Source organism: Pseudanabaena sp. SR411, assembly GCF_002251945.1.
Taxonomy (GTDB): domain Bacteria; phylum Cyanobacteriota; class Cyanobacteriia; order Pseudanabaenales; family Pseudanabaenaceae; genus Pseudanabaena.
Genome location: NZ_NDHW01000115.1, coordinates 1 through 13,309, shown reverse-complemented (window position 1 = coordinate 13,309; position 13,309 = coordinate 1). Strand labels below are relative to the sequence as shown.

The 13,309-nt window shown below is 40.9% G+C and carries 18 protein-coding genes; 8 read left to right on the top strand and 10 right to left on the bottom strand.

Annotated features, from left to right (window positions below; translation table 11 throughout):
• Positions 1-84 precede the first annotated feature (84 nt).
• On the top strand, positions 85-486 hold the full coding sequence (locus tag B9G53_RS11840; RefSeq protein ID WP_094532437.1) for a DUF4346 domain-containing protein: 402 nt from the start codon (positions 85-87) through the stop codon (positions 484-486).
• Between the two features lie 79 nt (positions 487-565).
• Positions 566-1,489, top strand: coding sequence for a 50S ribosomal protein L11 methyltransferase (gene prmA / locus B9G53_RS11835; protein WP_094532434.1), 924 nt, complete (start codon positions 566-568; stop codon positions 1,487-1,489).
• 62 nt (positions 1,490-1,551) lie between these two features.
• Here the strand turns inward: prmA and B9G53_RS11830 are convergent, their stop codons facing one another.
• A complete protein-coding gene (locus B9G53_RS11830) occupies positions 1,552-2,496 on the bottom strand; it encodes an N-acetylmuramoyl-L-alanine amidase-like domain-containing protein (protein WP_094532431.1) in 945 nt (314 codons plus the stop codon).
• Positions 2,497-2,709: 213 nt separating this feature from the next.
• On the bottom strand, positions 2,710-2,958 hold the full coding sequence (locus B9G53_RS11825; protein ID WP_094532428.1) for a Ycf34 family protein: 249 nt from the start codon (positions 2,956-2,958) through the stop codon (positions 2,710-2,712).
• 308 nt (positions 2,959-3,266) lie between these two features.
• Here B9G53_RS11825 and ndhO point away from each other — a divergent pair, with 308 nt between their 5' ends.
• On the top strand, positions 3,267-3,485 hold the full coding sequence (gene ndhO / locus B9G53_RS11815; protein WP_094532423.1) for an NAD(P)H-quinone oxidoreductase subunit O: 219 nt from the start codon (positions 3,267-3,269) through the stop codon (positions 3,483-3,485).
• A gap of 213 nt (positions 3,486-3,698) precedes the next feature.
• Positions 3,699-4,394 (top strand): 5'/3'-nucleotidase SurE, encoded by a 696-nt coding sequence (surE, locus tag B9G53_RS11810; protein WP_094532420.1) that lies wholly within the window; start codon positions 3,699-3,701, stop codon positions 4,392-4,394.
• 14 nt (positions 4,395-4,408) lie between these two features.
• On the opposite strand, the gene B9G53_RS11805 is transcribed toward surE, so the two are convergent.
• The 7 genes from B9G53_RS11805 to B9G53_RS11775 all read right to left on the bottom strand — a co-directional run bounded on the left by B9G53_RS11805 (position 4,409) and on the right by B9G53_RS11775 (position 9,499).
• Positions 4,409-4,822: a putative toxin-antitoxin system toxin component, PIN family gene (locus B9G53_RS11805; RefSeq protein ID WP_094532417.1), complete on the bottom strand. Its 414-nt coding sequence runs from the start codon at positions 4,820-4,822 to the stop codon at positions 4,409-4,411.
• Entirely contained in the window at positions 4,812-5,030 is a 219-nt protein-coding gene (locus B9G53_RS11800) for a type II toxin-antitoxin system VapB15 family antitoxin (RefSeq protein ID WP_094532414.1), read from the bottom strand. The genes B9G53_RS11805 and B9G53_RS11800 overlap by 11 nt, the downstream gene beginning before the upstream one ends.
• 138 nt (positions 5,031-5,168) lie before the next feature.
• The gene (locus B9G53_RS11795) at positions 5,169-6,050 is read right to left on the bottom strand and encodes a hypothetical protein (protein ID WP_094532411.1); all 882 of its coding nucleotides are present in this window, start codon (positions 6,048-6,050) and stop codon (positions 5,169-5,171) included.
• Positions 6,051-6,278: 228 nt separating this feature from the next.
• On the bottom strand, positions 6,279-7,460 hold the full coding sequence (locus B9G53_RS11790) for an RtcB family protein (RefSeq protein ID WP_094532408.1): 1,182 nt from the start codon (positions 7,458-7,460) through the stop codon (positions 6,279-6,281).
• 161 nt (positions 7,461-7,621) lie between these two features.
• A complete protein-coding gene (locus B9G53_RS11785) occupies positions 7,622-8,656 on the bottom strand; it encodes a fatty acid desaturase (protein ID WP_094532405.1) in 1,035 nt (344 codons plus the stop codon).
• Positions 8,656-8,838 carry a hypothetical protein gene (locus tag B9G53_RS11780; RefSeq protein ID WP_094532402.1) on the bottom strand — a complete coding sequence of 61 codons (183 nt, stop codon included), beginning with the start codon at positions 8,836-8,838 and terminating at the stop codon, positions 8,656-8,658. The genes B9G53_RS11785 and B9G53_RS11780 overlap by 1 nt, the downstream gene beginning before the upstream one ends.
• 253 nt (positions 8,839-9,091) lie before the next feature.
• Entirely contained in the window at positions 9,092-9,499 is a 408-nt protein-coding gene (locus tag B9G53_RS11775) for a hypothetical protein (protein ID WP_094532399.1), read from the bottom strand.
• Between the two features lie 247 nt (positions 9,500-9,746).
• Here B9G53_RS11775 and pipX point away from each other — a divergent pair, with 247 nt between their 5' ends.
• Both pipX and ispE read left to right on the top strand, forming a co-directional pair.
• On the top strand, positions 9,747-10,016 hold the full coding sequence (pipX, locus tag B9G53_RS11770; RefSeq protein WP_094532629.1) for a transcriptional coactivator PipX: 270 nt from the start codon (positions 9,747-9,749) through the stop codon (positions 10,014-10,016).
• Positions 10,013-10,921, top strand: coding sequence for a 4-(cytidine 5'-diphospho)-2-C-methyl-D-erythritol kinase (gene ispE, locus B9G53_RS11765; RefSeq protein ID WP_094532396.1), 909 nt, complete (start codon positions 10,013-10,015; stop codon positions 10,919-10,921). The genes pipX and ispE overlap by 4 nt, the downstream gene beginning before the upstream one ends.
• 80 nt (positions 10,922-11,001) lie before the next feature.
• Here ispE and B9G53_RS11760 read toward each other — a convergent pair whose 3' ends face one another.
• Positions 11,002-11,682, bottom strand: coding sequence for a Crp/Fnr family transcriptional regulator (locus B9G53_RS11760; RefSeq protein ID WP_094532394.1), 681 nt, complete (start codon positions 11,680-11,682; stop codon positions 11,002-11,004).
• Between the two features lie 299 nt (positions 11,683-11,981).
• Between B9G53_RS11760 and B9G53_RS11755 the strand changes: the two genes are divergently transcribed.
• Together B9G53_RS11755 and ric are read left to right on the top strand one after the other, a co-directional pair.
• On the top strand, positions 11,982-12,356 hold the full coding sequence (locus B9G53_RS11755; RefSeq protein WP_094532392.1) for a group 1 truncated hemoglobin: 375 nt from the start codon (positions 11,982-11,984) through the stop codon (positions 12,354-12,356).
• A gap of 63 nt (positions 12,357-12,419) precedes the next feature.
• Entirely contained in the window at positions 12,420-13,142 is a 723-nt protein-coding gene (ric, locus tag B9G53_RS11750) for an iron-sulfur cluster repair di-iron protein (RefSeq protein ID WP_094532390.1), read from the top strand.
• Positions 13,143-13,309 lie beyond the last annotated feature (167 nt).

The following is a 13,309-nucleotide window of genomic DNA, read 5'->3' as shown; positions in this document are numbered from 1 at the left end:
TGTATAGGATTAGTTAGTTCTGCAAAACTTCAGCGCTGTAAGTCGTATCATAGATAAGAAAAATATTCTCTTGCCTCAAAGTTAATGAACTTGACTGCTGACACGCACTTACTTACTCAACAACTCCAGATCATTGATGAGCAATTATCGAAGCGATCGCTAGCTCTCGATCCTAGTGGTTACTTTATTATTTATGTGGATCGCCAACAAAATTTAATTTGTGCAAAACACTATAGCAATATCATCAATGAACAAGGATTAGCCGTTGATCCTGAGACAGGAAAACCAATTCCTGCTAGAGGTAAAGTTGATCGTCAAGCAGTACAGTTATTTACAGGTCGAACTGCTAAGGAACTATGTGTAGAAATCTTTGAAAACACACAACCTTGTCCTGTTACACTGTTTGACCATGCTGCCTATTTAGGACGTGAAGCACAGCGAGCAGAATTAGCGCTGTTGCAGCAACAAGAATATATCCAAGACTAGGAATTATTGCGATATTCAGCGCTTCGCGCGATCGCATATTCCCAAATATAATCACTCATATCATAGTCATAAGCGCCAGATGTCACCTTTGAGCATTACCTCTAACAACAGTTGGTGGGAAATCCAAGTTATAGCCGAACAGTCTCTAGAAGAGCAGATTTTCTGGCGATTACAAAATTTTGGCTGTCAAGGAATGGCAAGCCAAAAAAAAGATGGAGAGATTCGCGTTAGTAGTTATTTGCCTGTTGAAAAAGGTAGTGTTTTAGATCTAGCGGCTTTAGCACTATGGATCAAGCAAGACGCGATCGCTTGGAATTACGAAGCACCAATTACCCAATGGACAGTAATTAACGATGAGGATTGGTCATCGAGCTGGAAACAACATTGGAGTCCACAGGAAATCGGTGACATGTTGGTAATTTATCCAGCATGGATTGATCCACCTACCGATGGCGATCGCAAAATTCTGCGTCTCGATCCTGGTAGTGCTTTTGGTACTGGCGCTCATGCCACTACACAGCTTTGTTTAGAAGCTTTAGAAATGCGTCTTTGGGGTGCAAAGCCCGAAGATAATATTGTGGTTGCCGATGTTGGTTGTGGTTCAGGGATTCTCAGTATTGGGGCTTTGCTGATTGGGGCAAGTCAAACCTATGCGATCGATAATGACATTCTGGCGATCAAGGCAACTAATCACAATCGTCAACTGAATGATATTCCTGAGGATAAAATCTGGGTTGCAGAAGGCAGTATTCAAGATTTGATTGCCCATATGCCTGCACCTGCGAATGGGTTTACCTGTAATATTCTTGCCGATATCATCGTTGATATGGTTCCCCATTTCGATAAGCTGGTTGGTGAAAATGGCTGGGGGATTTTAAGTGGAATTTTGGTTGAGCAAGTACCAAAGGTTGCTGAGGCTCTGGATGCCCACAAATGGGTAATTGCTACATTTTGGAAGCGTCAAGAATGGGCTTGTTTGACAATTAGGAGATCGGAATATTAGAGAACAAGGCGCTTAAGCGCCTTATTCTCTAATCACCCATAGGGGCAATTCATAAATCGCCCCTACGTGTGATTGGGACTTGCAACCATAATCCCGATCGCATGATCAACCCCTTCAACGTAACGCTGTAAATCGGGAGAAACTTTGACTTTTCCTGATGGTGACGCATGGATCAGTCCAATCCCATTGCTAGTAGGATAAACAAAACCTGTATGCGTAGTATCCAGCCCTTGAATATCCGTCGTCACAGCAATAATGTCACCCGCTTTGAGTAATGGATAGATAGAACGAATTTTGGAGCTAGGAATATATTGTAGTGGATGCGATCTCGTCTCTAATGCGATCTGCTTTTCCATTACTAAAATGCATTGACGATTGGCTTCATTATTCTTTAGACGTGGATACTTTTGCCAATTACTGCTCATAAAGTTCAGAGTCTTATGGAGAGGAATCCCTCCTAATTCAACAGTGCGATCGCGCACAATATTCCTTTTTTGATTGTCGCGTATCCATGCTGAGAAATAATGTAAACGACTGCAATAACCATCTAGTTTGCCATCTGTATATCGAACTGTTTGAACATTCTCCACAAAATTCTCATAACTTGAATTTGGAGAAAGTAAATTGCGTGAAAATGCTAAAACCGTTTCCACAAAAAGCACACAGTCGAATTCTGTAAGTGAGATAAATAGTTTTTCAGCATTGCCTTGATCTAACAAACCTTCGCGATAGGTTGCACCTAGAAATTTGGCAGAAACAGTTTGCAGAACTTTGTCTATAGGTAATTTGGATAACTGGCGTTCGCCTAAGGACTGCATCAATCGCTGATATTCTAATTTTTGAGTGGCAATATTTGCAGTGGAGCGCTTTTGAGGCTCAGTAATCTGTGGCTTAGATATCAGACTAGGTTGATCTTGCTGATGCTGAATACAATTATTGATAGGGAATCCTATAAATATGTTGCCTAGCAAGGAACACATAAAAAATAGATTTTCAATTTCTTGCATAAACCCCGCACCTAGTCTGTAGGCTTAGCAGTATAGCAATCAACAAGCCCAAAATATAAGCTGGGCTTTGCACAGCCTATATAGCAATGTAAGTTTTGCTTAGGACATTAAACCCAAAAGATGAGTGGCGGCGCGAAGCGCCGCCACTCATCTTTTGGGTTTTGATTTTTGTCTGAGCTATCTCTTACATTGCTATATTTTGATGAAAATATTTTAAGTTGGAACCAGTTCCCCAGGGCGTAATTTCATCCATTTTCCCAACTCTTGTGTAAAACTCTCACAACCGACCACATCCCATTCCATTTGAATGTCTTCAGACTCAGTACGGATATTGACATTAATCGTTGGTGAGGTTGCTTCAAAGTCTGGATGATCTGTCAAATGTGGTTGCAGATGTAGTGATTCAACAGAGTGATAGGTGGTGCAGCGATCGACATAGGTGCAATTGATGCAGATGCACATGGCAGTTATACCTAATTCATGGGGCTATCTTAACAAAAAAGCTAAAAGATGAGTGGAGGCACGCAGTGCCTCCACTCATCTTTTAGCTTTTTTGACGGCGATATGCTGTTTGGCATTTCTTACAGTAATTACCGATCAAACGAACTACAAGAAATTTTCTGAAAGGATTGCAAAGCAATCCTTTCAGAAAATTTCTTGGTTGGGATTTGGGCGCAAATCGCTGTATGGTGCTGAAAACAACATATCGGTTTGCTATACAATACCTACTAGCAGTTATAAATCCTTAATAATTTGTTGCATTAAACATTATGGCTCTGAAGAAAGGCACACTCGTTCGCGCTATTCGTGAAAAATTAGAAAATAGCCCTGAAGCAATGGCAAATGATACTCGCTGGTCTTCTTACCTATTTGAAACATGGGGAGAAGTATTGGAGTTTCGTGGTGATTATGTCCAAATTAAATTTGGTAAAGTGCCAACCCCTGCAATCTGGCTACACAAGGATCAACTAGAAGAACAAGCTGCTTAATCATTTACAGCCCTTTGCGCTCAAACCCAAAAGATCCTTTAAAACTGTTGCGAAGCGACAGTTTTAAAGGATCTTTTGTAGTTCATTTTATCGGTAATTTAGCAATCCTAAATAGGTTATGAGAGTGCGCCCCGAAGGGGCGCACTCTCATAACCCTCCAAATCTTACAAACCATTTAGGATCGCTACTGCTGTAAGAATATATTTAAAAAACATGACAATTATTTTGACCAATGACGATGGCATTGATGCTGAAGGGATTTGGTCTTTGCAGCAAGCAACAGAACTGGTATTTGGAACTAAAGGGGCGATCGCTGCACCAGTCCGAGAATATTCAGGATGCGGACATCAGGTCACTACTCATGTACCGATCGCAATTTCTCAACGTGACGAACATACCTATGCCATTGATGGTTCTCCTGCGGACTGTGTAAGGGTGGCGATCGCGCATTTGTACAGCGATGTGAAACTGGTACTATCGGGCATCAATCATGGCGGTAATATGGGCGTGGATGTCTATATGTCGGGGACAGTGGCAGCAGTGCGCGAGGCAGCTTTTCATAATATTCCTGCGATCGCTATTTCCCATTATCGCGATCGGCGCAGAGAGTTTGACTGGACTTGGGCAGCCGAGACTTCTGCTAGGGTAATTAAGCAATTGTTAGAAATTCAACTTCCACCGCAGTCCTATTGGAATGTGAATTTGCCGCATTTAGAAGTTGAAGATTTGGGCAAGAGTCCTGAGATTGTATTTTGCGAAAAGTCGAGTCAGCCTTTGCCATTAGGTTTTAAAGTCGATGGCGATCGCGTAACTTATGCTGGTCGTTACAATCTTCGCGATCGCGCTCCCAATACCGATGTTGATGTCTGCTTCTCTGGCAAAATTTCTGTCACCCAAATGGGTGTTTAGCTAAATAGCGATCGTTAAATAACATTCTGAAAAGCTTGATAAGAAATAATTTCTACCCCATGAAATGGATTTAAGATCAATAAATCAGCATCTCCTGTAACTAGGTAATGTGCATGACCAGAAACAGCTAAATCTAGTAGAAAGTTATCCTTTAGATCTCGGCAATCATTAAAATGGTTGATAATTTCAATTAGCTCAATTTTTTCATAAAGAAGTGCAATTAATTCTTCAATAGCTGATGCTGAAAAATATTTTTTAAATTTTGGGCGGTTTAAAACTTCGATTAACTCACTAAATAAATCATTACTGAATAGCACAATTACTTGACCGCTAATAATGGCTTCACTAAGTCCAGAAAGAGTTTTACCAATAAGAAAACTAATCCAAATATTAGTGTCAATAACTACGCGAACTGTATTATCGCGCATGGTAATTTGACTGTCTTACTGCTTCCACTTCATTAGTAATATCTTCTAAACTAAGTTCATCAGTTTGAACAGATTTCAAAAATTTCTTGAACCGTACTGAAAATGTGTCTTTTTCTAGTAACTGCAATAACTCTAGTTTTTCCTCTAGATTGCATTGAGAGATTACTGCTTTAAGTTGCGAAAAATCTATAGAGATTGATACATTCATTTTTGTTATCTCTTAAAAATTAATGACTTATTATATAGACCTAGTAAGTTTTGATAATTGACAAAGGGCGATCATTTAACTGAATTAGAGAGTAAATCATTGATGATCAGTTTTTGGCAATTCGATATAGCAAGGTTTCTATGATGCATCAGGTAAGTAATTAAAAACTTTCACTAACTGATGCGGCAATAGCGATTTAGCAAAATCTGTTCCATCTTCCATAACTGCTATCACAGAAATTGCAGCAATGTAAGCATGAGCAAGATGAGAACCTAGTCCAGCTAAAACTATAAACTCAGTGAAATCCATCTCAGATTCAACCTTTGTATTTCCACGACCATCAGTAAACCGCACCTTCATAGCTTCTGAATCGAACCAAATACTTTCATGCGCGATTGCATTCCTAATTTTTGGACGAGCAAGTCTGCCGAATATATAAAATACTCCATTCTCACCTCCAGTTAGAGTATTAAAATCATTGACTTTATTTGCATAGTTAGTATCAAACACTTGTAAGTTAACTGTTTTGCCCAACGATGTACGCCATAGAATTATTAAGTAAGACAACAATCCATTGAGAAATTCGTTATATGATTGAAATAGCTGTTTATAAATTTGCCAAGTTAAAAGTCGATTTTGTGAATGACTTATTTCTCTCGCAGCAAGGCTAGATTGAGTCAACGAACACCAACGAGTTAATAAAGATGATTCAGGAATACTTGGATAATCTTCAATAAAGCTATGAACAAATGCTAAAGCAATTTCAGGGTCTTTGCGTTTAGCTTCTCGATATGCAACTATCAGAAGCTGACACACTCGGCTACGAATCTCATTAATCTCTTGCACTTGACGTTCAGTTTCTTCTTGAAAATCGCAAGCTACTTGAATCAAAACAGCAACTCCTCCTAGAAGTTTAAGCTGATCATAATGCTGTTGAGATTCTTTAATAGAATGACCAAACATGCCTTCAGAAGCTAACTGTGAAAGTTGCTGAACTAAGCGTTGATGTGTGTTTTTCAAAGCTGCTCCTGTCTATCGTCGTAATGATTTATTATAGTACGCAGGCAATTAGGCTATATATTGAGGAGTAGAGATGTATTAAAAAAATTTCTTCTAAATGGTTAAAATAAAATACTAGATTGAAGGATAAAAAAGTTAAAATTTGACCGTTGGAATCTGAGGAGATACATTGCGGTCAAACTACATGATGTGTATTGCTTTCATTAAAAACATTGCTAAGCATAATGCTTAGCCTTTCACACAGATAATCTGCTTCAAAGTCGCAACTACTTCCACTAGATCAGATTGCTGATTCATTACTTGTTCAATTGGTTTATATGCCGCAGGAATCTCATCAATGAGGCTAGTATCCTTGCGGCACTCAATGCCTTGAGTCTGCTGAATTAAGTCATCTAAAGTGAATTGATCCTTCGCTTTACTCCGCGATAGCAAGCGCCCAGCCCCGTGAGAACAGGAGCAATAACTTTCAGCATTACTTTTCCCTTTGACAATGAAAGACTTCGCTCCCATTGATCCAGGGATAATACCATAGTCCTCAGTTCTTGCCCTTACTGCACCTTTGCGTGTGACATAGACATCTTCTCCAAAATGAGTTTCTTTTTCTGCATAGTTATGATGACAGTTTACAGTTAGTAAAGGCTTCACAGGCTTGCCGCCGCTAGCATACTTCTCGATAATCTTCTTAAATCTTGCCATCATGACATCGCGATTGAAACGTGCATATTCCTGCGCCCATTGCAAATCTCGCCAATAAGCTGCGAATTCAGTAGTACCCGCAATAAAATAGGCAAGATCCTTATCAGGTAAAGAATTTTCTGCTAACCGTGCGAGATTTTTGGCTGTATCGATATGTCTTTGAGCCAGCATATTGCCAATATTTCGAGAACCAGAATGGAGCATCAGCCACACCTGATTATCTGTATCTATGCAAACCTCTATGAAGTGATTACCTCCACCTAGAGAACCCATTTGCTTCATCGCTTTACCTTCCAGATGTTGAACTCCTGAATGTAATTCGCGGAATTCTCGCCATCCTTGCCAATTTAGCACTGGCTTTTCAACTTCTTTATTGTCATTAAAACCTACGGGAATTGCGGCTTCGATTTCTAGACGAATTTGCTTAAGCTTACCTTCTAGCTGTTCGTAGCAAAATGGAGTTTTAATTGCTGCCATGCCACAGCCAATGTCTACGCCTACCGCCGCAGGTACGATCGCTTCTTTAGTGGCAATCACGGAACCAACAAGAGCGCCCTTACCGAGATGTACGTCAGGCATGAGGGCTACATGCTTAAACACAAATGGCAAGGATGCAACATTCTTTGCCATTTTGGTTTCTTCATAACCTAGGTCATGATCAGCCCAAGACAAGACAGGCTTGGGTGTTGAGATATTTAACTGTTGATAAGGCATAGTCTTAATTTCATATTGTAGTATGCATACTACAATATGAAACATAATCGCGCAATAGCATTAATCCCAAAAGTTCAGGGCAGCGAAAAGCGCTGCCCTGAACAAAAAAAAGAGACGTTGCTTAGCAACGTCTCTTTTTTTGGGATTAAGATTAAATTTAGCTAAACTGATTTAGCATCAACTTCAGCAAAGGTTTTGTAGCATTTCTCAGAATCATAGATATGGCAGCGATCGCCAATATCCTTCATCAAAGCCCAAGAAAACTTAGTCTTATACATGTATTGTCCCCAATTCTCATCAAGAGACTTATGCGCTAGACGTAAGTTATACGAAGGAATACCTGTCGAAATGTGGTGAGGCACATGCACATTGATATCGTGACAAAGCCATTCCACCCAAGCAGGATAGTCACAATGGACAGTTCCAGTTAGCTGATCGGTCGCTGCATGCCATTTATCTGGAGTTTTAAATTGAATATCTGGCATTGTGTGGTGAACAAGGGTGAAAGTACTCATCCAGAAGTGATAAACCAACCAAGGCATCAAAAAGAAATTGATAAATCCTAAGAAACCTGTGGTGTAAATCAAAATTGGTAAAGCGATCGCCGCAAAAACAATCACCAAGCGATAGGAAAACTTCACTGGTTCTTGCTGACGCTCAGGATAAAGACTGGCATCAAAGTGCAAATTTGCCCAATGCAAGATCGATCCAAGCCACCAAAAATTGGTGCGAATCAGGCGATAAACATTAGAAATTAGACCTTTGCCTTCTTCATACTGTTCAACAGTGAAAGGATACCAAGCATTATCTTCACCCATTTTATTGGTATGCAGGTGATGGTAATCATGCTTGAATCTCCAGCCGTGGAAAGGGTAGAGAAGAGGTAAGAAGGCAATATGACCAACCAGATCGTTGACCCAACTCTTATTAGAAAAGGAGCGATGTCCACAGTCATGACCAATCACGAACCAGCCTGTCAGAGCCGTACCCGTAAAGATCCAAGCGAAAGGCAACAAATACCAAGGAGAAAAAGCGATGCTGGCATAACCAAGCGCGGCGGCTGTTAAGGAAAACAAAACATTCAACCAAGCTCTGAGAGGTTTTTTCTCAAAGTATTCAGTAGGGATAGTTTTGATGATGTCGCGGAGGGTAGTCTCAGGGGTAAGAGTGTGTGAGGAGTTTTGTATGGCAACCACTACTGAGCACTCCCTACTGCGGTCAGGCGTTGACGGCTCAAGCTTTGTAATTGTTGGAAAAGAACATCAATATCAGATTGCAATTCCGCCAGTTCGGCTTGAACTTCTTCGGAATATAACTTTTTAGCGGTTACGTTCAATGTAGAAATCTCTTTTGATGGGGCTTCAGTTTGTTTGCTCATACTTCCTTTAAAACGCTTTGAAAACGTTACGATCACACCACAAAATAACAAAAATATTTTATGACTCAGATTCTATCCTATGTCATGTGTATTTTTGTGTACCATAAACATATCTAATGAGTAATTATACGGATTGAGATCGTTGTAACTGTTACTTATTACACAGACAATACGATTACTTGACATGTTCCCTAGCCCCTAGATTAAAGGCTATGCTTAGTACAGCCCTTACTTTTTAAGTTTGTTTTTAGGTTTAGTATTTAGTACCAAGGGGGGTATCGGCAAATAAGATTGGGGCGATCGCTGCGGCTGAACCCAGACGATCATCGGCATATTCTTCGAGGCTGTAGTACTGATCCATGCGATCACATAGTCCTTCTGGACTCAGACTTTGGATATTGTGGCTGATGATATAGCTTTGAGCCGCAGAGCCACGAAAAGCGGCAAAGGCTTCTTCACAGTAAGCTTGCTTAGACTCATTAGAAGCCGACATCCAGTCAGAGCCATGCATATTACCGCTGAGAATCGGCTGCCCATGAGCAGGGATCACAGGACGACGTTCAGCAGCGATCGCCTGATAGGGTGCGATCAAAAGGGTAAAGAGCATGACTGTAACTAAAACAAGTCTTTGAAGAACATGAAAATTAAAAATTTGAGTCATAATTTACTCGAAGTCTAGCTAAAAAGTCGTTAAGGTTTGATAACATTTCCTGATTAATCGCACTTAACATATCAAAATAGTAAGCGTAATATTATCGAATAGGTTGTATTGTCTGATCTCTGGGGATTTTTTAGCTTCTTGATAAATCCTCCTCCCTGATTATTTCGTTAAACTCATGTTGTTTACGATACAGAAAAAATTCACCTCTCCTAGTTCATCAAATTTACTAAATTTTCTAGCCCGCCAAATGTCCGAACACTATCTAAATCATCCTACTTTTGGCTTGCTATCTCGCTTATGTAGGGTAGATGAGTTTCGTAGTTTGTTTACCACTCTCTACGCACAAAGGTTGTTTTTCCTAATTACTACTAGTCCTGACGGTGTTCAGTTTGAGCCTGTCTCACGAGCAGATGCCAAGCTCATGGTCGAAAACCAAATGCGATCGCTGCGGCGTGGCGGCACTGATACTGATCAAAAAAACTTACAGCACATATACAAGCGAACTTTTTCCCAATGACCTCGCGTATTTCTCTCAAAGCTGCCGCAAAAATTAATCTCTATCTGGAGATTACGGGGAATCGTGCTGATGGTTACCACGATCTAGTGATGATTTTGCAGAGTATTGATCTATGCGATCGCGTTGATATTCGTAAAATCGGTACAGATGAGATTCAAATCCTTTGTACTAACCCTGAAGTACCTTGCGATCGCTCTAATCTGGCTTATAAGGCTGCTGCTTTGATGCAGAGCCTTTATCCAGAGATTGGGGGCATGGAAATTGTAATCGACAAGCAAATTCCGATGGGGGCTGGTTTAGCTGGTGGCTCGGCAAATGCCGCCGCAGTTTTTGTGGGGATTGATCGCCTTTGGGATTTGGGACTCACCCAGTCACAGCTTTGTGATTTTGCGGCGCAGTTAGGTTCTGATATTCCTTTCTGTGTCTCTGGTGGCACTGCTTTAGCGACAGGTCGAGGCGAAGTACTTTCACCTTTGCCCGATCTCATTGATTTAGTCTTAGTGATTTGCAAGCCACGTCAGATTGCGATCGCGACTGCATGGGCTTATCAAACTTTCCGCAAGCAAGAGTTGCTTGCCACGAGTCAAGTCAAAAATCAAAATCTCTCTAGTCAAATCGTGGCGGCGATCGCTTCTGGTGGTGAATCCGCACCTCATAAAATTGGGCGCTTACTATACAACGATCTCGAACGAGTAGTATTGCCTGAGTATCCTGCAATTGCTGAACTCAAAAATAAATTGCTAGATCAAGAATGTCTTGGCGCGATGATGTCTGGATCTGGATCAACGGTATTTGCGATCGCGCCCGATCTAGATCGCGCTCAGCAAATTGCTGAAGCTGTGAGAACCGATGACATTGATGTATGGGTGGTAAAGAGCTTAGTTAGATCGATCTTTGATGCTTGATTACAGACAAGGGGCTTAACAAAATCAAGAACCGATTATTTGTGGCGCGGCTTCGCGCCACAAATAATCGGTTCTTTACTCTAATCGCTGGTATCTTGCAAGCGATCGCGATCCAATAACTCAATTTGTGAACCATTGATCGCAATTAATCCTTCACTACTAAGACGGTAAAAAGCTCTAGATAGGGTGGCAGGAATTGTTCCTAAAGTTGCGGCTAATTGAGTTTTGGTGACATCCAGAGTTATGACATTAGCGCCACTTTCATGATCGCTTAAATCCAATAAATAGGAAGCTAATCGTTGTGGTACATCCTTACAAGAGAGTTCTTCGACCATGTGCGCGAGTTTGCGTGAGTGGCTTGCCATACTCATCAACATATTGATGGCAATCGCAGGATATTGGTGAAGCAAAGCTAGAAAGGGAAGCCGAGGAAAGAAGATTAATTCTGTGTATTCTAAGGCGATCGCCGAAGCAGGGAAAGCTTTGCCATCGAGGGCAGGGACTTCTGCAAAGTAATCTTGCCCATTCAGCAAATGTAAGATGTGTTCTTTGCCATTAGCAGCCATTTTAAAAACCTTAACTCGTCCTGTGTGGACTATGAAAAATCCTGTTGCTTCACTATCTTGAAGGAAGATTGCCTCGCCTTTGTCAAACTTTTGCAGTTGAGCAATTTGAGCTAAAGGAATGAGTTGCTCTGGCGATAATCCTCGAAAAATTAGAATCGTCTGCAACCAATGGCTCAAGTCTAATTTGTTTAACATTTTTCTCAATGCGATCGTTGCGTTCAACAACTATACTTCCAATCAAAAGATTACAGCTTTGTATAACAATGGTCGAATTAGTCAGTACAAATCAAAACCCAAAAGAGTAATGGCGGCGCGAAGCGCCGCCATTACTCTTTTGGGTTTTAATTTCTAAGCAAAACTTGAATTAATGTATAACAAAATTAGTTTTAGAGTTAAGAATTTTTTAAGTTTTTTTTGACTTAAGTCAAAGACTTCTCAGGTGATGTTCTCCTATGCTGCTATCAACAACAAATTAGATTAAACACAAATTGCATATGACAACATTATTTGAAAAGCTAGGTGGTGCAGCAGCCGTTGATGTAGCTGTCGATCGCTTCTATGAAAGAGTGTTACAGGATGATCGCATCAAACACTTTTTTGCAGATACAGATATGGTGAAGCAAAGGGCGCATCAGAAAGCCTTTCTCACCTATGCCTTTGGTGGTACTGACAAATATGACGGTCGTTATATGCGCGAAGCTCACAAAGAGTTGGTAGAAAAGCAGGGTTTAAATGGGACTCACTTTGATGCGGTTGCTGAGGATTTGATGATTACCCTCAAAGAGATGGGAGTTGCTGATGAACTATTGGCAGAGGTAGCAGCAGTAGCGGCGGCTCCACAGCACAAAAAAGATGTTTTGAACGGCTAAAGATTTTGTCGAAAGTGCTGCTTTATAGCACTTTCGATCTAGAAAAAACAGGACAATAAATATATGGCAACTTTTCAAATCAGCGATACCGTAGGCGAAATCGTTCGCGATCGCCCTTCCCTTTCGCGCCTGTTTGAACAAGCCAAAGTTGACTATTGCTGCGGCGGCAAGAAAACGCTGGATGAGGCATGTCGCAACCAAGGTATTGATCCACAGACCTTTCTCGCCCAATTAGAAGTGATTGCTAATTCAAACACTGAGATAGAGATGAATGTAGCAACTCTATCCCTTACTAAACTAGCCGACCACATCGAACAAACCCACCATGCCTACCTACATACTGAGCTACCTCGCTTGGAAAAGATGGTAGCCAAAGTCGCGGCAGTGCATGGGGAAAAAGAACCACGTCTCCATCAAATCAAGGATATATTTCTCGCGATATCTCAAGAACTAGAGACGCATTTGCAGAAAGAAGAAAAGATTTTATTCCCGATGATCCGTCAGTTAGAATCTAGCGCCATAGTTCCCTCTTTCCATTGCGGCACGATCGCTAATCCTGTACATCAAATGGAATTTGAGCATGACGAAGCTGGCGTTGCTCTCGGTCAACTACGTCAACTCACCGATAATTACACTCCCCCTGAATGGGCTTGCAACACCTATCGCGCCATGCTCGATGGTTTGCTGAACTTTGAGCAGGATATGCATCAACATATCCACAAGGAGAACAATGTCCTGTTTCCTAAAGCGATCGCTCTAGAGAAAATCAAAGCAAGTCAAAGCTAATCAGAATTAAGCGATCGCTATATCTGTGAAACTTAAACCAAGGCAGGTTGCGTCTCTAAATTACAAAATGTTAGATCCCACATTCCGCTCTTATTTTACTGAAAAAAATATTTAGAAAGCAAATCCTTATACAGCAAGTATTTTGGGCTTTAATCCCAAAAGAATCA

What these genes read in the sequence shown, in the direction of transcription:
- B9G53_RS11840 (WP_094532437.1), top strand. Translation starts at nt 85, where the DNA reads ATGAACTTGACTGCTGACACGCACTTACTTACTCAACAACTCCAGATC.
- prmA (WP_094532434.1), top strand. Translation starts at nt 566, where the DNA reads ATGTCACCTTTGAGCATTACCTCTAACAACAGTTGGTGGGAAATCCAA.
- B9G53_RS11830 (WP_094532431.1), bottom strand. Translation starts at nt 2,496, where the DNA reads ATGCAAGAAATTGAAAATCTATTTTTTATGTGTTCCTTGCTAGGCAAC.
- B9G53_RS11825 (WP_094532428.1), bottom strand. Translation starts at nt 2,958, where the DNA reads ATGTGCATCTGCATCAATTGCACCTATGTCGATCGCTGCACCACCTAT.
- ndhO (WP_094532423.1), top strand. Translation starts at nt 3,267, where the DNA reads ATGGCTCTGAAGAAAGGCACACTCGTTCGCGCTATTCGTGAAAAATTA.
- surE (WP_094532420.1), top strand. Translation starts at nt 3,699, where the DNA reads ATGACAATTATTTTGACCAATGACGATGGCATTGATGCTGAAGGGATT.
- B9G53_RS11805 (WP_094532417.1), bottom strand. Translation starts at nt 4,822, where the DNA reads ATGCGCGATAATACAGTTCGCGTAGTTATTGACACTAATATTTGGATT.
- B9G53_RS11800 (WP_094532414.1), bottom strand. Translation starts at nt 5,030, where the DNA reads ATGAATGTATCAATCTCTATAGATTTTTCGCAACTTAAAGCAGTAATC.
- B9G53_RS11790 (WP_094532408.1), bottom strand. Translation starts at nt 7,460, where the DNA reads ATGCCTTATCAACAGTTAAATATCTCAACACCCAAGCCTGTCTTGTCT.
- B9G53_RS11780 (WP_094532402.1), bottom strand. Translation starts at nt 8,838, where the DNA reads ATGAGCAAACAAACTGAAGCCCCATCAAAAGAGATTTCTACATTGAAC.
- B9G53_RS11775 (WP_094532399.1), bottom strand. Translation starts at nt 9,499, where the DNA reads ATGACTCAAATTTTTAATTTTCATGTTCTTCAAAGACTTGTTTTAGTT.
- pipX (WP_094532629.1), top strand. Translation starts at nt 9,747, where the DNA reads ATGTCCGAACACTATCTAAATCATCCTACTTTTGGCTTGCTATCTCGC.
- ispE (WP_094532396.1), top strand. Translation starts at nt 10,013, where the DNA reads ATGACCTCGCGTATTTCTCTCAAAGCTGCCGCAAAAATTAATCTCTAT.
- B9G53_RS11760 (WP_094532394.1), bottom strand. Translation starts at nt 11,682, where the DNA reads ATGTTAAACAAATTAGACTTGAGCCATTGGTTGCAGACGATTCTAATT.
- B9G53_RS11755 (WP_094532392.1), top strand. Translation starts at nt 11,982, where the DNA reads ATGACAACATTATTTGAAAAGCTAGGTGGTGCAGCAGCCGTTGATGTA.
- ric (WP_094532390.1), top strand. Translation starts at nt 12,420, where the DNA reads ATGGCAACTTTTCAAATCAGCGATACCGTAGGCGAAATCGTTCGCGAT.